Origin of the sequence: Pedococcus bigeumensis (assembly GCF_006438965.1) — a bacterium.
Lineage (GTDB): Bacteria > Actinomycetota > Actinomycetes > Actinomycetales > Dermatophilaceae > Pedococcus > Pedococcus bigeumensis_A.
The window spans coordinates 41463-62990 of the sequence record NZ_RCZM01000006.1 but is presented as its reverse complement, the minus strand read 5'-3'; the positions used below and the strand labels follow the sequence as shown (position 1 = coordinate 62990).

The following is a 21528-nucleotide window of genomic DNA, read 5'->3' as shown; positions in this document are numbered from 1 at the left end:
GCCGGGTGCTCACACCCAGCTGGGGAACCACATCCGCAGCGACCACTGGCTCTGCGGGATCACCTGCGCGGTGTAGATCGGCCAGAAGAACGCGAAGATGGCCAGCGTCAGCACGCAGTAGGCCCCCACGACGTACAGACCGATCTCGCGACGCTTCCATGAGTCGGTGCGCTTGCCCAGTGCCAGCCCCAGCACGAACACGACGGCCAAGATGATCCACGGCTCGAAGGCCACCGTGTAGAAGGAGTAGATGGTGCGCTCCTCCAGCCCGAACCACGGCAGGTAGCCGCCGGCCAGTCCCGCGAGAATGCCGCCGGCCCGCCAGTCGCGCTTGAACAGCCAGTAGAAGGCCAGCACGAAGATCGCCGCGGCGCCCAGCCACCAGATCGAGACGGTGCCGATCGAGGTGATCGCCTTGGAGCACTGGGCGACGACGCAGCCGTCCTCACCCCGCTTGGGACCCTCGTAGAAGAACGAGGTCGGCCGGCCCTGGATGACCCACGACCACGGGTTGGTCTTGTACGGGTGGTTGTCGTGGAGGTTGACGTGGAACTGGTAGACCTCCTGGTGGTAGTGCCAGAGGGATCGCAGCGCATCGGGCACCCAGGGGGTGTCGCGAGAGGGGTGGATCTCGCCCCACTGCCGGTCGTAGCCGAGGTCTGACTTGAACCACCCCACCCACGATGCGAGGTAGGTCAGGACGGCGGTCGAGCAGATGACCAGGGCCGCCCACAGCCCGTCGCGGACGACCATGCCGGTGAACCAGTGCCGCACCCCGACCGCGCGGCGGGCGCCCATGTCCCAGAACACCGTCATCAGCCCGAACGCCATGAGGAAGAACAGCCCCGACCACTTGGTGCCTGCGCAGAGGCCGAGGCAGATGCCGGCCACCCAGCGCCAGGGACGTGCGCCGAGCCACGGGCCGAGGCCGGAGGCGAGCGCGTGCTTGGACAACCCGGCGGTGCGCTCGGCAAGCAGCGCCCGCGACCGGTCGCGGTCGATGAGCAGCGCGCAGAAGGCGGCCAGCGCCCAGAACATGACGATGAGGTCGAGCAGTCCGGTGCGGGACTGGACGAAGTGGTGACCCTCGAAGGCAACCAGGAACGCGGCGATCGTGCCGAGCAGCGAGGAGCCGAACATCCGTCGGGCCGCACGGCCGATCATCAGGATCGACAGCGTCCCCAGCACGCAGACCGAGAACCGCCAGCCGAACGACGACGTCTGCCCGAACAGGTGCTCGCCGATCGCGATGACCCACTTGCCCACCGGTGGATGGACGACCAGATCGCCCACTGTCCCAAAGACATCCGGGGTGCCGCGGGTGAACAGCTCGTCCGGCTTCTTGATCGAGTCCGGCACCCGCAGCTCGACGCCGTAGTCCAGCATCGATACGCCCTGCTTGACGTAGTAGGTCTCGTCGAAGACCAGCTGGTGCGGGCGACCGAGCGACCAGAAGCGGAGGACCCCGCCCACGACCGCGAAGAACAGCGGCCCGAGCCACCCCCACAGGTTGTCCGTCGGCCTGAATCCGAGCAGCCGTGATCGCAGCAGCTCGATCCGGGTCATGCGCGCCATCGTATGCACAGGAACTTCGCCGCCCCTGACAGGATGGCGAGGTGACTTCCGACGCGCCGACCGTCCCCGGGGTCCTCGTTCTCGCGGCCACCCCGATCGGTGACCCCCGGGACGCCGCGCCCCGCCTCGCCGAGGAGATCTCCACCGCCGACGTCGTCGCAGCCGAGGACACCCGCCGGCTGCGACGCCTGTGCGCCGACCTCGGCATCTCCCCGGCCGGTTCGGTGCTGAGCTACCACGAGCACAACGAGGCCTCCCGCACACCGGACCTCGTCGCGCGGCTCCTCGCCGGTTCGCGGGTGGTCGTCGTGACCGATGCCGGAATGCCGTCGGTGTCAGACCCCGGGTACCGGCTCGTCGACGCCGCGGTCGCCGCCGGGATCCGGGTCACCTGTGTGCCCGGCCCCAGCGCGGTGCTGATGGCGCTCGCCGTCTCGGGCCTGCCGGTGGACCGGTTCTGCTTCGAGGGCTTCCTGCCGCGCAAGGCGGGGGAGAAGGCGCGCGGTCTGGCCGCGCTCGCCGACGAGCGCCGGACGATGGTCTTCTTCGAGGCCCCGCACCGGATCGACGCGACGTTGGTCGCGATGGCGGAGGCGTTCGGTGCCGACCGCCGGGCGGCGGTCTGCCGTGAGCTCACCAAGACCTACGAGGAGGTCAAGCGCGGCGGCCTCGCCGAGCTGGCCGTCTGGGCGGCCGAAGGCGTGCGCGGCGAGATCACCGTCGTGGTGGCGGGAGCGTCGCCGGCGGTGACCACCGTCGAGGAGGCGCTGCCCGGCATACAGGAGCGCGTTTCCGCAGGTGAGCGGCTCAAGGACGTCTGCGCCGACGTTGCGGCGGCGACGGGTCTGTCGAAGAAAGCTCTGTACGACGCGGCCGTCGCCGCGCGGAAGGTGACGCCACCTAGCTGAGCCAGGCGAGGTGGTTCTTGAGCAGGGCGTAGCCGACGAAGGCGACCACGTCGAGGAGCGTGTGAGCCACGACGAGCGGGCCGACACGGCGGGTGCGGGTGTAGACCCAGCCGAACAGCAGGCCCATGACGACGTTGCCGATGAACCCGCCGAAGCCCTGGTAGAGGTGGTACGAACCGCGGATCAGCGCCGAGGTGACCATGACGACCGGCAGTGACCAGCCCGCGCGAAGCCATCGCGTGTAGAGGTAGCCGACCATCACGACCTCCTCGAGCACCGCGTTCTGCGCGGCGGCGAGGACGAGCACCGGGATGGTCCACCACTGGTCCGAGAGGTTCGCCGCGGCGATGGTGGTGTTGAGGCCGAGGCCGCGTGCGGCGGCGTACAGGCCGAGCCCCGGCAGGCCCACGGCCGCCGCGAGCAGGAGGCCTCTCACGAGGTCGCGACCCGGTTGACGCAGGTCCGCACCGATCGCATGGCGAGCGTCCGCGCGGTCGCGGGTCAGCAGGTGCAGGGCCAGGGCGACCGGCACCAGGGCCAGGACGATGCCGACCAGCTGGTAGGCGAGGTCGAGCCACGGCCGGTCGGGCGTGACCGAGGAGTTCATCGCCGTCGTCTGCTGGTTGAGCGGGACGTTGCGGGTGAGCTTGTTGACCAGGGACAGCAGCGCGTAGATGCCCGACGAGCCGAGGCTGACACCGAGGACCAGGACCGTCTCGGTGACCAGCGATCGACGCGAGACGGGTGCGGCGGCGATCGTCATGCGCCCATTCTGCTGGTCGAGGCTGGACGAACCATGCGAGCGCGGCTGGTTCGGCCACCGCGACTCGCGCGACCGCCGGGCGTCAGGCGAGCGCGGCGCGGCGATCTCGTCGCTTGCGCCATCGCCGCACCTTGAGCCACAGCCAGACGAGCAACCAGGCCAGCAGCACGAGGAACAGGATCACCAGCACCGGGATGAACACGGCCACCAGGCTCAGCCCGACCGACGCACCGTCCTCGATGGTCGACGCCACCGGAGCCCCGAACCCCAGCGTGCCGGCGTTGATCGCCGGTCTCGCCACGGTCTTCCCTCCGTGCACGAGGCCGGAGGTGATCACCCCGATGATGACCCCGACCCATGGGTTGTTGGTCATCCAGGACGAGTGGTCGAGGCCTTCGGCTGCGGACGTCGCGGCGAAGACCAGACCACCCATGCTCGGCCGGATGAACGTCTGGACCGCGTCGTTGACGGTGTCGATCGCGGGGATCTTGTCGAGGACGACCTCGGTGAGCAGCAGCACCGCGCCGATGCCGATGGCCCACCACGACTCGATCCACGAGTACGACTGCGGCAGCGTGATGAAGTCGGTGAACCGGGCGATGAGCGCCACGACGAGGAACGGGATGTAGGCGTTGAGGCCCGCCGCTGCGGACAACCCCATGCCGGTCAGCGCGGCGAACATCGGCCACCTCCTGTGCGGGTGCGGTGCACCTGTGCAGACATGTCTACTCGACGCCGGGACGAAATGTGCGGTTCCGTCGCCGCCCGGGCTCTCCCCACATGCGCGCACAGGTATGCCGCGTGCGGACTCCGCACGCGGCATACCTGTGCGATACCTGGGCCACGTCCCCCTGCGCCGGTGTCACTCAGCCCAGGAGGGGGCCCACGAGGTCGGCGCAGAAGTCGACGTCGGTGAACCGGCCGTTCATCGCCGTGACCACCGGGTCGCCGATCTGCTCACCGCCGGGCTGCCCGTCGCCGAGCAGGTCGTATGTCGTGGCCATCCGCAGGGTGCCGGAGTCGCGGGTCACGACTCGGCCCGCGGCGTCGCGCACGGTGAACGAGGCGCCCGACAGCTTCGAGTCAAAGGTCCAGACGTTGCCCCCGACGAGGGTGCCCTTGGTCTCCCGGAAGAGGCTGTTGTTGCTGATCGTGAACCAACGCCCGGTGACCGGGTTGGCGAACGTGTCCACGGCGGACACCTGCTGCCAGCCCAGGTAGGCCTCGTTGGTCCCCTTGATCGTGCGGATCGAGAAGCCCCCGTGGCCCACGGCCGTGTGGTCGATGGTGATGCCGCACTCGTCGAAGGTCTCGGCAAACGTGAAGTTGAAATGGTCATGGCTGTAGAGCGCGGCGTCAGCGGGTGTGGCGACGACGACCGCGAGGACGGCTGCTGCGACAGCGGCCTGGGCGATGGTCCTGCGGATCATGGTTCCTCCTCCGGTGGGGTGTGCTTCCCACAGGGTCCTGAAGGGCGAGCACGGTCCGCATCGGGCAAAGCCCCTACGCCGATAGGACGACTCCGGATGCCAACAGGGGCGGACGAGAGGAGCGCCCCGGTACGCCGCACGCGGCATACCGGGGCGCTCCTTGTTCGTTGCGGTCAGTCGCCCTTCACGTTGACGACCTGCCGCAGCGTGTGCCGGACAGACACCAGGTCGGCGGCGTCCGCCATCACCTGGTCGATGTCCTTGTAGGCACCGGGGATCTCGTCCAGGAACGCCTCGGTGTCCCGGAACTCGATGCCCTTCATCGCCTCCCGCAGCTCGTCGTGGGTGAACCGCTTCCGCGCTGCGCTCCGGCTGAACTGCCGGCCGGCACCGTGCGGAGCGGAGCTGAGCGACATCGCGTTGCCCTTGCCCTCGACGACGTAGGACCGGGTCCCCATCGACCCCGGGATCAGGCCGAGCTGGCCCTCCCGGGCTTCGATGGCGCCCTTCCGGCTGACCCACACCTGCTTGCCCCAGTGCTTCTCCTGCTGGGTGAAGTTGTGGTGGCAGTTGACCCGAGTCGACTCGACGACCGACGTCCCGAGGAACTCCCCGAGCTGCCGGATCACCCGGTCCATCATCTCCTCCCGGTTGAGCAGGGCGTAGTGCTGAGCCCACCGGAGCTCCCGGATGTAGGCCCAGAACTCGTCCGTGCCCTCGACGAGGTAGGCGAGGTCCCGGTCGGGCAGCTCGATCCAGTACCGCTCCATCAGCGTCCGCGCGATGGCGATGTGGTGCTGTGCGATCTTGTTGCCGACACCCCGCGACCCCGAGTGCAGGAACGCCCAGACCCGGTCCTGCTCGTCCAGGCTCACTTCGACGAAGTGGTTCCCGGAGCCGAGCGTCCCGAGCTGGTGCCGCCACCGCCCGGCCCGCTGGTCGGGGCTGAACTCCGCGGCTGTGGCCATCGCCTCGAGCTCGTCGATCCGCGGCTGTGCCGTGGCGACGATCTTGTGGTTGGCCGCACCCGCCGACAGCGGGATCGCCCGCTCGATCGACTCCCGCAGGGGAGTCAGCGACCGATCGCCGAGGTCCGCTGCGGTGAACTGCGTGAGGACCGCGATCATCCCGCAGCCGATGTCCACACCGACGGCAGCCGGCATGACTGCCCGCTCCGTCGGGATGACCGAGCCGACCGTGGCGCCGAGCCCGAGGTGGGCGTCCGGCATGAGGGCGACGTGGGGAAAGACGAACGGCATCTGCGAGGTGCGCAGCGCCTGCTCCTGGGTCTTCTCTTCGAGGATCGAGGCCCAGTTCATGAGCCGCGGAGTAATCTGATGCATGACGCACCTCCTTGATACGTAACGGTTTTCGCGCAGCCTCACCGAGTGCGGGGCCGCAGACGAGCGTGACAGGTATGCCGCCCACCCGCACCCGCTTTTCGCCCGCCGCGTCCGTCGCCGACGCCGACTTGTTGCCGCCTGGTGGTCACGAGGTCGCGAATTCGCGGTCTGGTGACGATCTGCGGGCAACATGTCGGGGAGGTGTGGGACTTGTTGCCGTGCGGTGGTCACGCGACCGGCTTTTGGCGGTCTGGTGACGACCTGCGGGCAACAAGTCGCAGATGTCGCGCGGTGGTGAGCACGCGGCATACCTGCGCGCCCGAAACGCGCTTGGCACCCACCCCTAGGATTCAGGTGTGTCCAAAGTCCTCTCTGCTGTCGCCTGGCCGTACGCCAACGGCCCGCGGCACCTCGGCCACGTGGCCGGATTCGCCGTGCCCTCCGACGTGTTCAGCCGCTACATGCGGATGGCGGGCCACGACGTGCTCATGGTCAGCGGGTCGGACGAGCACGGCACCCCGATCCTCGTCCTGGCCGACCAGCTGGGCGTGACCGCGCGCGAGCTGGTCGACCGCAACCACGCCATCATCGCGGCCGAGCTGGCCGACCTCGGCTGCTCCTACGACCTCTACACCCGCACCACGACGGCCAACCACTACTCCGTCGCGCAGGAGCTGTTCACCCAGGTCTGGAAGAACGGCTACATGGTCGAGCAGACCACCAGCGGCGCGATCAGCCCGAGCACCGGGCGGACCCTGCCTGACCGCTACATCGAGGGCACCTGCCCGATCTGCTCGTACCCCGAGGCGCGCGGCGACCAGTGCGACAACTGCGGCAACCAGCTCGAGCCCACGGACCTGATCAACCCGAAGTCCAAGATCAACGGCGAGACCCCGCAGTTCATCGAGACCCAGCACTTCTTCCTCGACCTGCCAGCGCTCGCGGACGCGCTGCGCGAGTGGCTCGAGGGTCGTGAGGCGAGTGGGACCTGGCGCCCCAACGTCATCAAGTTCAGCCTCAACATCCTCGACGACATCCGCCCGCGCGCGATGACCCGCGACATCGACTGGGGCATCCCGGTGCCGCTCGACGGGTGGCGCGACCAGCCGACCAAGCGGCTCTACGTCTGGTTCGACGCCGTCGTCGGCTACCTCTCGGGGTCCATCGAGTGGGCGCGCCGCCAGGGCGATCCCGAGCGCTGGCGCGAGTGGTGGAACGACCCGGAGGCCCTGTCCTACTACTTCATGGGCAAGGACAACATCACCTTCCACTCCCAGATCTGGCCGGCCGAGCTGCTCGGGTATGCCGGTCACGGGAGTCGTGGGGGCGAGCCCGGTGAGTTCGGGGTGCTCAACCTGCCGACCGAGGTCGTGTCGAGCGAGTACCTCACCATGGAGGGCAAGCAGTTCTCGACGTCGCGCGGTTACGTCATCTACATCCGGGACGTGCTGGACCGCTACGGCCCGGACGCCATCCGCTACTACATCTGTGCGGCGGGGCCGGAGAACCAGGACGCCAACTTCACCTGGGCCGAGTTCGTCCAGCGCAACAACTCCGAGCTCGTCGCCGGCTGGGGCAACCTCGTCAACCGCACGGCCGCCATGGTCGGCAAGAGCTTCGGCGAGATCCCGGAGCCGGGCGCCCTGGAGCCGGTCGACGAGGCGGTGCGGGCCAAGGTGCTGGCGGCGTTCGATGTCGTCGGTGGCCTCCTGGCCAAGCAACGGATCAAGGCCGCCGTCGCCGAGGCGATGCGCACGGTCGGCGAGGTGAACAAGTACGTCACCGACACCGAGCCGTTCAAGCTCAAGGGCGACGACCAGCGCGAGCGCCTGGCCACGGTGCTGCACACCCTCACCCAGTGCGTGGCGGACCTCAACCGGATCCTGGCGCCGTTCCTGCCGTCGTCGTCCAACGCCGTGCACGCGGCGTTCGGTGGCGAGGGCAGCTTCATGCCGATGCCGGTGCTCGAGGACGTCACCGGACTCGACGCGGAGGACGCCGACCGGCGCTACCCGATCGTCACGGGCGACTACTCCCAGACACCCCGCTGGGAGTCGGTCCCGGTGCGTATCGGAGCCACTGTGGTCAAGCCCACACCCATCTTCACGAAGCTGGACGAATCGGTCGTCGAGGAGGAGCTCGCCCGGCTCCGGAACGACGCTGCACCCACCGGCGATGGCGACGCCTGAACCGGGTCAGCGCAGCGGCCACAGCCGCGTGCCCGACGCCCCCGACCCGCTGCCGATCTCGGTCGTCGACAACCACACGCACCTCGACATCGCGCGCGAGGGCGAGGATGCTCCCGACGTCGGCGCGGTGATCGCCGCCGCCGCGGCCGTCGGGGTCGACCGCCTGGTCCAGATCGGCTGCGACCTGCCCGGGGCCCGGTTCACGGTCGAGATGGTCGACCGACATCCAGCGATGCTCGGCGGCGTGGCCCTGCACCCCAACGAGGTGCCCAGGCTGGCCGAGGCCGGGAGTCTCGACGCGGCATACCGGGAGATCGAGGAGCTCGCAGCGCACCCGCGCGTCCGTGTGATCGGCGAGACGGGACTCGACTACTACCGCACGGGGCCTGAAGGCGTTGGGGTGCAACAGGACTCGTTCCGGTGGCACATCGACCTCGCCAAACGCACGGGCAAGGCGCTGCAGATCCACGACCGTGACGCCCACGACGACGTGCTGCGCATCCTCGAGGAGGAGGGGGCGCCAGCGCACACGGTGATGCACTGCTTCTCCGGTGACATGGCGATGGCCCGCACCTGCGTGGAGCGCGGCTACTACCTGTCCTTCGCCGGGACGGTCACCTTCAAGAACGCCAAGGGCCTGCGCGATGCGCTCTCGGTGACCCCGCTCGACCGGGTGCTCGTCGAGACCGACGCTCCGTACCTGACGCCGGCGCCCTGGCGCGGGGCGACCAACGCCTCCTACCTCGTGCCGCTCACGATCAGGGCCATGGCGGGGGTCCTCGGGGTCGCCGTGCCCACGCTCTGCCAGGCGGTCAGCGACACCTCCGAGGCGGTCTACGGACCCTGGTGACGCGCCGACGGAATGCCATGGGTGTGACTTGGCCAAACGCTGAAGGTTCCGTTATCAAAATTTGACCTTTGCCGGAAACGCGGTCATGGTGGATGACTGTTGGCCGGGGTCGGACCCTGGACGACGCGAGCAGGGGTTGCGCGACCCGCCACGACGGCGGACCACGAGAGCCCCTGTTTTCTTTGCCGCCGAGCATCGAAGACTCGCCCCCGGAGCACCGGAGCGAGGACGCGCCGCCCATCCGCTGCCCGGGGAGAACGACCTCTGGAGCACCGTGATCACCCGTCCTGTTCGTCGCATCGCCCAAGCCGCGGTCGTGACCAGCCTCATCGCTGGCGCTGTCGGCGTCTCGCACCTTGACAAGTCCGTCACCCTCTCGGTGGACGGCAAGGCCTCGACAGTGCACGCCTTCGGCAGCACGGTCGGCGACATCCTCAAGAAGCAGGACATCGCGATTCGTGAGCACGACGTGGTCGTCCCGGCACCTGGCACCCAGGTCGCCGATGGCCAGAAGATCGTCGTCCGCTACGGCCGCAAGCTGACCGTCACCATCGACGGTCGCACGCGGGACTACTGGACCACCGCCACCACGGTGGCTGCCGCGCTGCAGGAGCTGGGCATCCGTGCCGACTCCGCCAAGCTGTCGGCCTCCCGCTCCATGACGCTCGGCCGGCAGGGCCTCGCCCTGTCCGTCACCACGCCCAAGGACGTCGTCGTCCGGGTCGATGGCAAGAACCGCACCGCCAGCACCACCGGCGCCACCGTTGCCGACGTGCTCACCGAGCTGAACGTCACCAAGGACGCCGACGACCGCGTGCAGCCGGCCCCCACCACGGCCGTCACCGCTGGCCTGAAGATCGCCGTCCTGCGCGTCACGTCCTCGCAGGTAAAGGAGACCAAGGCGGTTGCGGCCCGGGTCACCCGCAAGAGCGACTCCAGCCTCTACAAGGGCCAGACCAAGACCCTGAAGGCCGGCTCCGACGGCGCCAAGATCGTCACCTACGACGTCGTCAAGGTGGACGGCAAGGTCGAGAGCAAGAAGGCCGTCGCCACCAAGCTCACCCAGGCACCTGTCGCCGCACTCGTCGCCGTGGGCACCAAGGCGCGTCCGGCAGCGACCACCCCTAGTGCCGGGAACACCTCCGGCGCCGGCATCAACCTGTCGAACGCGGCCATGTGGGACCGGATCGCCCAGTGCGAGTCGGGCGGCAACTGGTCGATCAACACCGGCAACGGCTACTACGGCGGTCTGCAGTTCGCGACCTCCTCGTGGCTGGCCAATGGTGGCGGCGACTTCGCCCCCCGTGCCGACCTGGCCTCGCGTGCGGAGCAGATCACCGTCGCGAACCGCTACTACGCCAAGGCCGGTCTCGGTCCCTGGGGTTGCGCGCACGCTGCCTGACGTCACCTGCTGACGTTTCGCTGAATCGAGGTATTCGGCTACCGCACCCGGTAGTCGAATACCTCGATTCGTTTGTCCGCCCCTAGAGTCGGCGCCATGGTCGAGCAGAGCGGGTTCCTCGGAGCCGCCCAGATCCGGGAGATCGCGGCCGAGCTGGGTCTGCGGCCGACCAAGCAGTGGGGCCAGAACTTCGTCATCGACGCCAACACGGTCAAGCGGATCGTGCGTCTCGCCGGCGTGACTGCGGACGACTCCGTGGTCGAGGTCGGCCCTGGCCTCGGCTCGCTGACCCTCGCGCTGCTCCCGGAGGTCGGGCACGTGACCGCGGTCGAGGTGGACCCGAACCTCGCCCAGGCGCTGCCGGGCACCGTGAGCCGGCTCGCACCGGCATACGCGGACCGGTTGACGCTCGTGCAGGCGGACGCGATGCAGGTGCGCGAGCTGCCCGACCCGCAACCCACGGCACTCGTCGCGAACCTGCCCTACAACGTGTCGGTGCCCGTGGTCCTCAACTTCCTCGAGGCCTTCCCGACCCTCCAGCGGGTGCTCGTCATGGTGCAGCTCGAGGTGGCGGAGCGGCTCGCGGCCAGCCCCGGGTCCAAGGCCTACGGCGTCCCCAGCGTCAAAGCCAACTGGTATGCCGCGGTGCGGCTCGCGGGGACGGTGCCCCGCAGCGTCTTCTGGCCGGTGCCGAACGTCGAGTCCGGTCTGGTGCTGCTCGAACGGCGGTCCGCACCCATCACCGCGGCGAGCCGGCGGGACACGTTCAGCTGCATCGACGCGGCCTTCGCCCAGCGGCGCAAGACGCTGCGGGCAGCCCTGGCCGGGTGGGCTGGTTCAGCACCGCGTGCCGAGGAGTGCCTGCGCGCGGCCGGGATCGACCACCGGACCCGGGGCGAGCAGCTCGGCATCGACGAGTTCGCGGCCATCGCCGCAGCCCGCGCCACGCTGGCCTAGGGCCGATCCCGCCGGCCCGATCCCGCCGGCCCGATCCCGCCGACCACACGTCTGTGCACAGACATCGGGGGCACTGCGCGGAGACCGGGTCTCTGCGCAGCACCCCCAACCTCTGTGCACAGATCAGCGCACGAGGCAGCCGGCCAGCCCGGGGCTGCGGTGGCTGGCCACCAGCGAGCGGGCCCTCGACCGCGAGATGTTCCAGGCCAGCCAGTCGTCCCCCTTCACGTCTGTGCCGGAGCGACAGGTGACCGCAGCCGTCCGCAGGTCGATCAATGCGGGTGCCGCATCGGTCGATAGCTCCGCCAGGTAGGAGTAGTCGATCGGGGTGGTCGCGTCGGTGCGGGACAGGTTGTGCTCGGCGATGTAGAGGTCGGGGTTGAGCACTGCGAGCCCGAGCAGCCCGACCGCGCCGAGCCGGACCGCCAGCGGCACCAGCCACCCGCGAGCCTTCACGGCCCCCGCCGCCATGACGAGCAGGACGACGACGCCGAGCCAGCCCTCGAAGACGGAGACCAGCAGTCGCAGCCGGGTGAAGCCGTAGGCCTCTTCGTACAGGTGCATCCGGTAGAGCGCCGACACAACCACCACGATCGTCATGAGGCACAGGGCGCCGAGGGCCAGGTCCCGCGCGCGTCCCGGCGTCGCCTTGCGGGCCGCCCAGGCAACGATCGTCACGGTGAGGATCGTCGCGACCGTCAGCTGGCCGAAGCCTTGGTGCACGTAGTCGGCGTAGGTCAGCCCGGTGGTCCGCCGGAGGTAGTCGTGCCCGCCGAACATGGCGGTCGCCTGCGCGACCAGGAACAGCAGGAAGGTGGCGTTGACCGCCGTCACGGGCGCGAGCCACTCGAACAGCCGGCGGCTTGGTCGCAGGGGCAGCTGCAGCCGGTCGACGGCGGGCGGAGCCAGGCTGACGTATGCCGCGGCGAGCGTGCCTGCCGCGATGAACACGGCCAGGACGACGCGGGCTGGGAGGTCGTTCCAGGTGATGTTCGGGGTGATGGCATCGACCCAGGAGGCGAACAACGCGTCGGCGGACGCGAACAGAGCACCGAAGACGAGGAGCAGCACCACCGAGAAGATCGTCGCGCGGACTGCCGGGATCCACGCCTGGACGCTCGTGCGTGGCTTGAGCGTGCGCCCCAGCCACGGCAGGCCCCGCAGGAGGGCGAGGGGAACGGCGGCGGCGGTGCCGAGCAGGGCGAGGACGGACGCGGCACGGGTCGAGTTCACGGCCACCAGCGCCAGCCCCGCCAGCAGGCACAGGATCGTGATCCAGTCGGCATCCCGGACGAAGAGCGTCGCGACGAGCGGGGCCACGAGGGCCGCGTCGAGGCTGTCCAGCCGGCCCCACGGCCGCGAACCGCCCTTCGACCCCCAGGCGCGGGCGCCGAGCACGATGGCGGCGACCGCACCGAAGACCAGGGTGGTGCCGATCCCGACGTTGCGGTTCGGCAGCACGATGGCAGCCAGGGTTCCTGCGGCCACGGCGGCCGCCACGATGCCTGGCCTGCGCCGTGGGGCGTCCGGCCAGTAGGGGGCGAGCCCGTCACGCGGAGGTGCGGCAGGAGGGCTCGGCGCAGGGGCCGGTGGGGTGAGGGTGCTCATGATGGGCTCCTTCGTCGTGATCGGACGGGTTGCGTCCGCTGGCAGGGTGACCTCGATGCGGCAGCCGTGGTCGCTGTCGGCGACGGCGATGGTCCCGCCGTGCAGCTGGGCGACCCACCGCGAGATGGCCAGGCCCAGGCCGGTTCCGCTGTTGTGCGCGGCGCTCGTGGTGAACCGCTCGAACACCGCGCGGCGGTCGGAGACTGCGATCCCGGGTCCCTCGTCCGCGACGGCGACCAGGACGTCGCCGCCGGTCGAGTCGGCGGTGACGCGGACCAGGCCGCCGCGCGGACTGTGGCGCGAGGCGTTGTCGAGGAGGTTGGCGAGCAGCTGGTGCAGGCGGTCGGGGTCCGCGGGCACAGTGAGGGCTTCCGGTCGGACCAGGACGGCGTAGCGCAGCCCCTCGATCCGCGCCTGGGTGACCGCCTCCTCGAGCAGGTCCGCGAGCCGCACCTCCTTGAAGCGCAGCGGCGTGACCCCCTCTTCGACCCGCGACAGGTCGAGCAGGTCGCTCACGAGGCGGCCGAGGCGTTCGGTCTGGGCGAGGGCCCGGCGCAGCTCCTCGGGGCCGGGCTGCGAGACCCCGTCGACGAGGTTCTCCAGCACGGCTTGGAGCGCCGAGATCGGGGTGCGCAGCTCGTGCGAGACGTTGGCCACGAGGTCGCGCCGGTGCCGGTCGACCATCTCGAGGGTGGCCGACATCCGGTTGAAGGCGGCGGCCAGCTCGCCCACCTCGTCACCGGACGTGGCGCGGACCCGCCGGGAGTAGTCACCCTGCGCCATCTGCTGCGCGGCGTGGGTCATCTCGCGCAGCGGCGACGTCATGCCACGGGCGAGCAGCTGCGTGATCCCGAGGGCGGCCAGGACGGCCACTGGCACCGTGGCCCACGGCGACAGTCCGGCGCGCGTGCCCACGACGGCGAGCACCGACGCGACGGTGATGGTCACCGCGACGAGCAGGCCGAGCTTCACCTTGATGGAGCGGACCGCGTCGAGGGGGCGCACGTCGTACTTCACGCGCCCACCTCCAGGGCGTAGCCGACGCCGTGGACGGTGCGCAGCAGCCCCGCGCCGAGCTTGCGGCGCAGCGACTTCACGTGGCTGTCGACCGTGCGGGTGCCCGAGGCATCCGCCCAGCCCCACACCTCGGCCAGCAGGGCTTCACGGCTCAGCACCGTGCCCGGCCGGGCAGCGAGGCAGGCGAGCAGGTCGAACTCCGTGGGCGTGAGGTGCACCTCGTCCTCGCGTGACCACACCCGTCGCTGGGCGCCGTCGATGCGCAACCCGTTGACGTGCACCGTGGGGGCCGGCGCCTCTGATGCTGCGGCCGCACGCTCCACTCGGCGCAACAGCGCCCGGATCCGCGCGACGAGCTCACGCATCGAGAACGGCTTGGTCATGTAGTCGTCGGCGCCGATCCCGAGGCCCACCAACAGGTCGGTCTCGTCGTCACGGGCGGTGAGCATCAGCACGGGCACCGGTCGAGCGGCCTGTAGCCGTCGGCATACCTCGTGGCCGTCGAGGCCCGGGAGCATCACGTCGAGCACCACGAGCTCGGGGTCCCAGGCCGCCGCGCGGTCGAGGGCGACGAGGCCGTCGTGCACCTGCTGGACGTCGAATCCTTCCGCGGTCAGACGCGCGGCGATGGCGTCGGCGATGGTCGGTTCGTCCTCGACCACGAGGACGCGGGGCTGATGGCTCACATTCTCGAGAGTAGGAGAGTGGCCGCGCAGGGGTGGGGGAGATGGTGTGAAGGTTCTGTGCAGATGTGCGGGTCCGCGCCGGAGACCTTGACCCCGTTAGGGTGGCGGCCATGACCTCCGCAGCCCTGCCGCCGTCGTCGGTGACGGTGCGCGTCCCCGCGAAGGTCAACCTCGAGCTGCTCGTCGGTGGGCGTCGTGAGGACGGCTACCACCCGCTGTCGACGATCTTCCACGCGGTCAACCTGTTCGACGAGGTGACGGTCTCGAGCGCGCCCCAGTGGGGCATCGCCGTGTCCGGACCGCAGTCGTTCGGGGTGCCGGTCGACGGCACCAACCTCGCGGCCCGCGCGGCCCAGCGGCTGGCCGAGATCAGCGGCATCGACGAACCCGTCCACATCACCATCCGCAAGGACATCCCGGTCGCCGGTGGCATGGCCGGCGGCTCCGCGGACGCCGCGGCGACCCTGGTCGCCTGCGACCAGCTGTGGGGGACCCGGCTGAGCCGGGCCGAGCTCGAGGAGATCGCCGGAGGCCTGGGCAGCGACGTGCCGTTCCTGCTCGGTGGCGGCACCGCGATGGGCTCGGGTCGTGGCGAGGTGCTGGCACCGGTGCTGGCACGGGGCAGCTACCACTGGGTGTTCGCCCTCAGTGAGGGTGGCCTCTCGACCCCCGCCGTGTATGCCGAGTGCGACCGTCTGCGGGGCGACCGCGAGATCCCTGACCCCTCACCCAGCGCCGCGATGATGACCGCGCTGCGCTCCGGGGACGCGCGTGCGTTGGGCGCCGCCCTGTCGAACGACCTCCAGGCCGCAGCGATCTCGTTGATGCCTGCCCTCGGCGACGTGCTCGACGCGGGGCTCGAGTTCGGTGCCCTGGGTGGGGTCGTCTCCGGTTCGGGACCGACCATCGCCTTCGTCGCCGACTCCAACGAAGCGGCTCTCGACCTCGCCGTGTCACTGACCGCCTCGGGCACCGTCCAGGACGTACGGCGCGCGACCGGTCCGGCGCACGGCGCCCACGTCATCAGTGCCCCGCGGCCCGGCTGATCACCTGATGGCCAATCTCATCAGCGTCGAGCGCGCCACCCTGGCCCTCGGCACCGCCCACGTGCTCGACGAGGTCTCGCTCGGCGTGCTCGGCGGCGACCGGATCGGCGTCGTCGGACGCAACGGCGGGGGCAAGACCACCCTGATCCGCGTCCTCGCCGGCCACCTCGAGGTCGACTCCGGGCGGGTGACCCGCGCAGGCGTGTCGAGCGTCGGGGTGCTCGCCCAGGAGGATGCCCTCGATCCCGGCGCCACGGTGCGCGAGGCGGTCCTCGGGGACCTGGCCGAGCACGTCTGGGCCGGTGACTCGCGCATCCGCGACGTCCTGACCGGGTTGCTGGGCGGGATCGGCGCCGAGTCCGTCGGTGGGTTCGACGCCCTCGTGGGGCCGCTGTCCGGTGGGGAACGTCGACGACTCGCGCTCGCGGCCCTGCTGGTCCAGGACCCGACCGTGCTGTTCCTCGACGAACCGACCAACCACCTCGACGTCGAGGGCGTCGCCTGGCTCGCCGAGCACCTCGTGCGACACCGTGCCAGCCCCGACAACGCGGTCGTGGCCATCACGCACGACCGGTGGTTCCTCGACGCCATCGCCACCACCACCTGGGAGGTCGTGGACGGCAAGGTCAACGCGTTCGAGGGGGGCTACGCGGCCTACGTCCTCGCGAAGGCCGAACGCGAGCGGATGGCCCAGGTGACGGCCGAGCGGCGCGACAACCTGCTCCGCAAGGAGCTCGCCTGGCTGCGCCGCGGCCCACCGGCCCGGACCACCAAACCGAAGTTCCGCATCGATGCGGGGAACTCCCTCATCGCCGACGAACCGCCCGCGCGCGACGACGTCGAGCTGATGCGGTTCGCGACGACCCGGCTGGGCAAGGACGTCGTCGACCTCGTGGACGCGTCGGTGACCCTGGGCGACCGGCTGCTCCTGGACGGGATCACCTGGCACCTCGCTCCGGGCGAACGGGTCGGCATCGTCGGTGTCAACGGCGCCGGCAAGTCGACCCTGCTGCGCGCCATCGCCGGCCTCGTGCCGTTGTCATCGGGCAAGCGCAAGGAGGGCATCACCGTCCGCCTGGCCTACCTCACCCAGGAGGTGCGCGAGCTGGAGCGGTATGCCGACTGGCGCGTCATCGAGGCGATCGAGGACGTCCGCAAGTACATCCGACTGGGGCGCAAGGAGATCAGCGCGTCCCAGCTGGCCCAGCGGCTCGGGTTCACCGGCGGTCGCCAGCAGACGCGGGTGTCGGACCTGTCCGGTGGTGAGCGCCGTCGGCTGCAGCTGACCAGGCTGCTGATGGACGAGCCCAACGTGCTGTTGCTCGACGAACCCACCAACGACCTCGACATCGAGACGCTGACGTCGCTGGAGGACATCCTCGACGGTTGGCCAGGCACCCTGCTCGTCGTCTCACACGACCGTTACCTGCTCGAGCGCGCGTGTGACAAGCAGATCGCGCTGCTCGGTGACGGCAAGCTCCGCGAGCTCCCCGGTGGGGTCGAGCAGTACCTCGAGCTCCGGCGCGCGGCCCCCACACCGACGTTGGCTCCGGCTGCCGCTTCGGGAAGTCAGGCGCCCGGGTCAGCCGCACCGGCCGCTCCCGCGCCCCCGGCGCCCCCGGCGCACTCGCCGGCCGAGTTCCGTGAGGCGCGCAAGGACATGGCGCGGGTCGAGAAGCAGCTGACCCGTCTCACCGCGCGCGAGGAACGGATCCACGCCGAGATGGCACAGTCGCCCACCGACCACGCCAAGGTACTGACCCTCAACGGACAGCTGCGTGCCATCGTCGACGAGCGCGAGACGCTCGAGCTCGAGTGGCTGGCCGCAGCCGAGATCGTCGGCTGAGCCGCCCACCCGTCGGCTGGGCCGAGTTGGTCAGGCCAGTTCTGACGCCATCCAGTCGCACCACTCCAACGCTGCGCGGCGGGTGCGGATGCCGCCCTCCAGGGTGAGGCGGCTGGCAAAGAGCGGTTGGGTCCGGTCGCGCGCCGAAGGGTCGTCCGCGATCCCGGCGAGCTCCGCCTCGTAGGCGGTCAGGGCGGCGGCATGTCGCGAACGTGACTGTGCCACAAGACTTTCCGCCTCGCTCGCATCCACTGTCCAGATCGACCAGAGTCGCAGGGTCTCGAGGTCGCGCACGGGCTGTGTCTCCATCTCGCTGGCCACCCAGTCACGCAACGCCTCGAGCCCAGCCGAGGTCACGGCATACCTCTTGGTGGGGCGCGGTCCGGCGCCCTCGATGACGGTGTGGTCGACCAGCCCGGCTTCCTCGAGGCGGGACAGCTCGGGATAGATCTGGCTGTGGTTGGCCGTCCAGAAGTAGCCGACCGGACGCTCCATCCGCTTGGCGAGGTCGTAGCCAGTCGAGGGCGACCGGGCCAGCAGGCCGAGCAGTGCACAGCCCAGGTTGGAAGGGGTGGACCGCGACGCGCTCATATGTCAATGTTGACATATGAGACGATGGTTCGCGGGGATGGTGGCGGTCGTGGCGCTGGGCGGCTGTGGGGGCTCGGCTGAGGTTGCCTCGACCCCGACCCGCACACCTGTCCCACTGCCGATCGCCACACCCACGTCGATCGCGGACCGCTGCAAGATCCCGGTGGACGGCGGGCTCACCGAGTTCCCGGCGCCCAGCGGTGGCGTGATGACAGGGGCGGTGCTCGGGGACGGTCCGGTGGTGGCGGTCCTGCTCCACCAGACGTCGGCGCAGGGCTTCTGCGGCTTCGCCACGTATGCCGCGTGGCTGGCCGAGCACGGCGTGCGGGCGGTGCTCGTGGACCTCTGTGGATGGGGCAGGGCTCGCTGTCAGGGCGCCTTTGCGAGCGACCTGCAGGCGCAGGTGCGGCTGCCCGTCGACTGGGCGCGGGCTCACGGTGCCACGCGGGTGACGGTGGTCGGTGCGTCGATGGGTGGGGCCTTGGCGTTGGGGTTCGCCCAGCAGGCCGGCGCTGATGCGCTGGTGGACCTCTCTGGACCGGCTGTCTGGACCGGCACGCCCACCGCGGGTGAGGCTGCTGCGGCCACGACGATTCCCCTCCTGCTGGCGGTGGCCCCGAACGACGCCGACATGGACCCGACGGCGTTGCGAGCTGCGGTGCGGGCCTCCCCGGCGAGGGACAAGCGGTTCATCTCCACCGAGGGCGGCCACGGCTGGACGATGCTGAACGACGGCACCGACGCCGAGCCGGACTGGACTCCGCTGGCGGACGCGGTCCGCGACTGGGTCAAGGGCGACTACGTCGGCTGAGTGTCGACTCGTCGGTGCCGGGTCGGGTCAGGTCTCGAACGGTGACAGCAGCCGCCGCAACATGGCGGCGAGCTCATCGCGGTCGCCCGCCGACAGCTCCGCGAGCAGGTCGCGCTCGCGGTCGAGCAGGTCGGCCATCGCGTCGTCCACGGTGCGCTGGCCGGTCGGAGTGAGTCGCACGATGACTCCGCGACGGTCGGTAGGGTCGGGGCTGCGACCGACCAGTCCCCGGCGTTCCAGCCGGTCGACCCGGTTGGTCATCGTGCCGCTGGTCACCAGGGTCTGGCGGATCAGCTGGCCGGGGGACAGCTGATAGGGGTCGCCCGCCCGGCGCAGCGCGGACAGCACGTCGAACTCCCAGCCCTCGAGCTGATGACGGGCGAAGGCCTGGACGCGGTCGAGGTCGAGCCGGCGTGCCAGCCGCGAGACGCGCGACAGGACGTGCAGCGGGGCGACGTCGAGGTCGGGGCGTTCGCGCCGCCAGGCTTCGACGATGTGATCGACGTCGTCGGGCGGAGGAGTCGGGGCGCCGCCCCGTGGCGCGGCTGCTTCCACACCTCGTGCACTCATGGTGACAACTCTACCTTCCATCAAGTATTTTGATATCAAGATAAATGGTCACGAGAGGACGACAAGCCATGAGCACCACGTGGGATCCGCAGCAGTACGCGAAGTTCTCCGACCACCGGTCCCGCCCGTTCGGCGATCTCTTGGCGCGCGTGGGAGCGGCCGATCCGGCCCTCGTCGTCGACCTGGGCTGCGGCAACGGCCCGCTCACGTTGTCGCTCGCGGAGCGGTGGCCGGCGGCCCGGATCGTGGGGGTCGACCATTCTCCACAGATGCTCGACGCGGCGCGCTCACTGGACCGTGATGGGCGGGTCGAGTGGGTGGAATCTGATGTGGCGCAGTGGGATCCGGCTTCACTGGGTGCGCACCCCGATGTCATCATCACGAACGCCACGCTCCAGTGGGTCCCCGACCACCTGACCCTCCTGACTCGTTGGGCGGCCGCCCTCGCTCCTGGTGGATGGCTGGCCATGCAGGTGCCGGGAAACATCGACGCGCCCTCTCACGCCCTCATGCGCGAGGTCGCCGAGGACCACCCGGACGCCGAGCTGCTGCAGCCCGCTCTTCGACGCCTGGCGGTCGAGCAGCCGGCCGTCTACGTCGAGCTGCTCGGGAGTGTCGGGCTCGAGGTCGACGGGTGGGAGACGACCTACCAGCACATCCTCGATCCACAGGCACAGCAGGCCAACCCGGTCCTCGACTGGGTTCGTGGCACCGGGCTCCGTCCTGTCCTCGACACGTTGACCGACGCGGCTCGGCGCGACGCGTTCCTGGCGGACTACGACGCGAGGCTCCGCGCGGCATACCCACGAGCGCCGATCGGCGTGATCTTTCCCTTCCGGCGCATCTTCGCGGTCGCGCACCGTCCGAGCGGCGGCGCCGCGTGAGCGTCGCCGGCCTGCACCACGTCCAGATCGCCTGCCCGGCTGGCAGCGAGGACCTGCTGCGGGAGTTCTATGGCGGCGTCCTCGGGCTGCCCGAGATCCCCAAGCCGCCAGTGCTCGCTGCGCGGGGTGGGGTGTGGTTCCGGGTGGGTCCCCAAGAGCTGCACTGTGGTGTCGAGGAACGGTTCGTCCCCGCGCGCAAGGCGCACCCGGCCATCGCGGTGACCGACCTCGACGCCTTCGCGGTCACCCTCGAGACCGCCGGAGCAGAGCTGACGTGGGACGACACCATCCCCGGCGTCCGCCGGTTCCACACGACCGACCCGGTGGGCAACCGGGTTGAGCTCCAGGAGGGCTGACCCTCAGAGCCGACGGGCGATGGTCAGGCCGTCGAACGCGGTCAGCACCACGGTCTCGACCCGGCTGTCTGCAACGACCAGGTCGTTGAACGCCCGGAGCGCGTCCACGGTGTCACCCGCCTTCTCCTCGTCGGCGATCTCACCGCTCCACAGGACGTTGTCCGCCAACAGCAGACCGCCGGGCCGGACCCGCGGCACGAGCTCGGCCCAGTAGTCGGCATAGCCGCCCTTGTCTGCGTCGATGAAGACCAGGTCGATGGTGGGCTCGGGCGGCAGGGCCTGCAGGGTGTCGAGCGCCGGTGCGATCCGCAGGTCGATGCGGTCCGCGACCCCGGCTTCCTCCCAGGCCTGCGACCCGATGGCGGTCCACTCCTCGCTGACGTCGCAGCAGATCAGCCTGCCGCCCTCGGCCAACCCGCGGGCGATGCAGAGGCTGGAGTAGCCCGTGAACGTCCCCACCTCCACCGCGGACCACGCCCCGACGAGGCGGGTGAGCATGGTGAGCAGCTGGCCCTGGTCGTCGCCGATCTGCATGGTGGCCGGGCCGCCGAGGTCCCTGGTGCGCTTCTGCAGCCGGCGCACCACGTGGTCGGGCTGCCACGAGCTGTGGGCTGCGGAGTAGTCGCGGACGGCGTCTGTCACCAAGAAGGAGCGCACGCCTTTCAGGGTAGTCCGCCGTGCGGCGCCTGGTCAGTC

20 protein-coding genes are annotated in these 21528 nt (G+C 70.2%); 10 read left to right on the top strand and 10 right to left on the bottom strand.

Going from position 1 to position 21528, the window contains the following annotated elements:
• Positions 1-9: 9 nt before the first annotated feature.
• Positions 10-1566, bottom strand: coding sequence for a dolichyl-phosphate-mannose--protein mannosyltransferase (locus tag EAH86_RS16670; protein WP_140742855.1), 1557 nt, complete (start codon positions 1564-1566; stop codon positions 10-12).
• Positions 1567-1616: 50 nt separating this feature from the next.
• Between EAH86_RS16670 and rsmI the strand changes: the two genes are divergently transcribed.
• Positions 1617-2483: a 16S rRNA (cytidine(1402)-2'-O)-methyltransferase gene (gene rsmI, locus EAH86_RS16665; protein ID WP_140742854.1), complete on the top strand. Its 867-nt coding sequence runs from the start codon at positions 1617-1619 to the stop codon at positions 2481-2483.
• Here the strand turns inward: rsmI and EAH86_RS16660 are convergent.
• The 4 genes from EAH86_RS16660 to EAH86_RS16645 form a co-directional block, all read right to left on the bottom strand.
• Positions 2476-3246, bottom strand: a complete 771-nt coding sequence (locus EAH86_RS16660) for a CPBP family intramembrane glutamic endopeptidase (RefSeq protein ID WP_140742853.1) — start codon at positions 3244-3246, stop codon at positions 2476-2478. The genes rsmI and EAH86_RS16660 overlap by 8 nt on opposite strands.
• An 82-nt stretch (positions 3247-3328) precedes the next feature.
• Complete coding sequence (locus EAH86_RS16655; protein ID WP_140742851.1) at positions 3329-3928, bottom strand: DUF4126 domain-containing protein; 600 nt, start codon at positions 3926-3928, stop codon at positions 3329-3331.
• A gap of 184 nt (positions 3929-4112) precedes the next feature.
• Positions 4113-4676 carry a hypothetical protein gene (locus EAH86_RS16650; protein ID WP_140742849.1) on the bottom strand — a complete coding sequence of 188 codons (564 nt, stop codon included), beginning with the start codon at positions 4674-4676 and terminating at the stop codon, positions 4113-4115.
• Positions 4677-4849: 173 nt separating this feature from the next.
• On the bottom strand, positions 4850-6019 hold the full coding sequence (locus EAH86_RS16645; protein WP_140742847.1) for an RtcB family protein: 1170 nt from the start codon (positions 6017-6019) through the stop codon (positions 4850-4852).
• Positions 6020-6375: 356 nt separating this feature from the next.
• Here EAH86_RS16645 and metG point away from each other — a divergent pair, with 356 nt between their 5' ends.
• The 4 genes from metG to rsmA all read left to right on the top strand — a co-directional run bounded on the left by metG (position 6376) and on the right by rsmA (position 11417).
• Positions 6376-8208, top strand: coding sequence for a methionine--tRNA ligase (gene metG, locus EAH86_RS16640; RefSeq protein WP_140742845.1), 1833 nt, complete (start codon positions 6376-6378; stop codon positions 8206-8208).
• The gene (locus EAH86_RS16635) at positions 8195-9058 is read left to right on the top strand and encodes a TatD family hydrolase (RefSeq protein ID WP_140742843.1); all 864 of its coding nucleotides are present in this window, start codon (positions 8195-8197) and stop codon (positions 9056-9058) included. The genes metG and EAH86_RS16635 overlap by 14 nt, the downstream gene beginning before the upstream one ends.
• Before the next feature lie 316 nt (positions 9059-9374).
• Positions 9375-10460: a resuscitation-promoting factor gene (locus EAH86_RS20940; RefSeq protein WP_277752347.1), complete on the top strand. Its 1086-nt coding sequence runs from the start codon at positions 9375-9377 to the stop codon at positions 10458-10460.
• 96 nt (positions 10461-10556) lie between these two features.
• Entirely contained in the window at positions 10557-11417 is an 861-nt protein-coding gene (rsmA, locus tag EAH86_RS16625; RefSeq protein WP_140742839.1) for a 16S rRNA (adenine(1518)-N(6)/adenine(1519)-N(6))-dimethyltransferase RsmA, read from the top strand.
• Between the two features lie 123 nt (positions 11418-11540).
• On the opposite strand, the gene EAH86_RS16620 is transcribed toward rsmA, so the two are convergent.
• Together EAH86_RS16620 and EAH86_RS16615 are read right to left on the bottom strand one after the other, a co-directional pair.
• Entirely contained in the window at positions 11541-14042 is a 2502-nt protein-coding gene (locus EAH86_RS16620) for a DUF4153 domain-containing protein (protein ID WP_140742837.1), read from the bottom strand.
• Complete coding sequence (locus EAH86_RS16615; RefSeq protein ID WP_241668417.1) at positions 14039-14728, bottom strand: response regulator transcription factor; 690 nt, start codon at positions 14726-14728, stop codon at positions 14039-14041. Before EAH86_RS16615 ends, EAH86_RS16620 begins: the two co-directional genes overlap by 4 nt.
• A gap of 110 nt (positions 14729-14838) precedes the next feature.
• Here EAH86_RS16615 and EAH86_RS16610 point away from each other — a divergent pair, with 110 nt between their 5' ends.
• On the top strand, positions 14839-15774 hold the full coding sequence (locus tag EAH86_RS16610) for a 4-(cytidine 5'-diphospho)-2-C-methyl-D-erythritol kinase (RefSeq protein WP_140742833.1): 936 nt from the start codon (positions 14839-14841) through the stop codon (positions 15772-15774).
• Positions 15775-15781: 7 nt separating this feature from the next.
• Entirely contained in the window at positions 15782-17620 is a 1839-nt protein-coding gene (locus EAH86_RS16605; protein ID WP_140742831.1) for an ABC-F family ATP-binding cassette domain-containing protein, read from the top strand.
• A 30-nt stretch (positions 17621-17650) separates the two neighbouring features.
• Here EAH86_RS16605 and EAH86_RS16600 read toward each other — a convergent pair whose 3' ends face one another.
• Entirely contained in the window at positions 17651-18211 is a 561-nt protein-coding gene (locus EAH86_RS16600; RefSeq protein ID WP_140742829.1) for a PadR family transcriptional regulator, read from the bottom strand.
• Positions 18212-18227: 16 nt separating this feature from the next.
• On the opposite strand from EAH86_RS16600, the gene EAH86_RS16595 reads away from it, so the two are divergent.
• Positions 18228-19022, top strand: a complete 795-nt coding sequence (locus tag EAH86_RS16595; RefSeq protein WP_140742827.1) for an alpha/beta hydrolase — start codon at positions 18228-18230, stop codon at positions 19020-19022.
• A 27-nt stretch (positions 19023-19049) separates the two neighbouring features.
• Here the strand turns inward: EAH86_RS16595 and EAH86_RS16590 are convergent, their stop codons facing one another.
• Complete coding sequence (locus EAH86_RS16590) at positions 19050-19592, bottom strand: MarR family winged helix-turn-helix transcriptional regulator (protein ID WP_140742825.1); 543 nt, start codon at positions 19590-19592, stop codon at positions 19050-19052.
• A gap of 68 nt (positions 19593-19660) precedes the next feature.
• Between EAH86_RS16590 and EAH86_RS16585 the strand changes: the two genes are divergently transcribed.
• Entirely contained in the window at positions 19661-20476 is an 816-nt protein-coding gene (locus EAH86_RS16585; RefSeq protein ID WP_140742823.1) for a methyltransferase domain-containing protein, read from the top strand.
• Complete coding sequence (locus EAH86_RS16580) at positions 20473-20832, top strand: VOC family protein (RefSeq protein WP_140742821.1); 360 nt, start codon at positions 20473-20475, stop codon at positions 20830-20832. The genes EAH86_RS16585 and EAH86_RS16580 overlap by 4 nt, the downstream gene beginning before the upstream one ends.
• 3 nt (positions 20833-20835) lie before the next feature.
• Here the strand turns inward: EAH86_RS16580 and EAH86_RS16575 are convergent, their stop codons facing one another.
• The gene (locus tag EAH86_RS16575) at positions 20836-21489 is read right to left on the bottom strand and encodes an O-methyltransferase (protein WP_206665865.1); all 654 of its coding nucleotides are present in this window, start codon (positions 21487-21489) and stop codon (positions 20836-20838) included.
• Between the last annotated feature and the right edge of the window lie 39 nt (positions 21490-21528).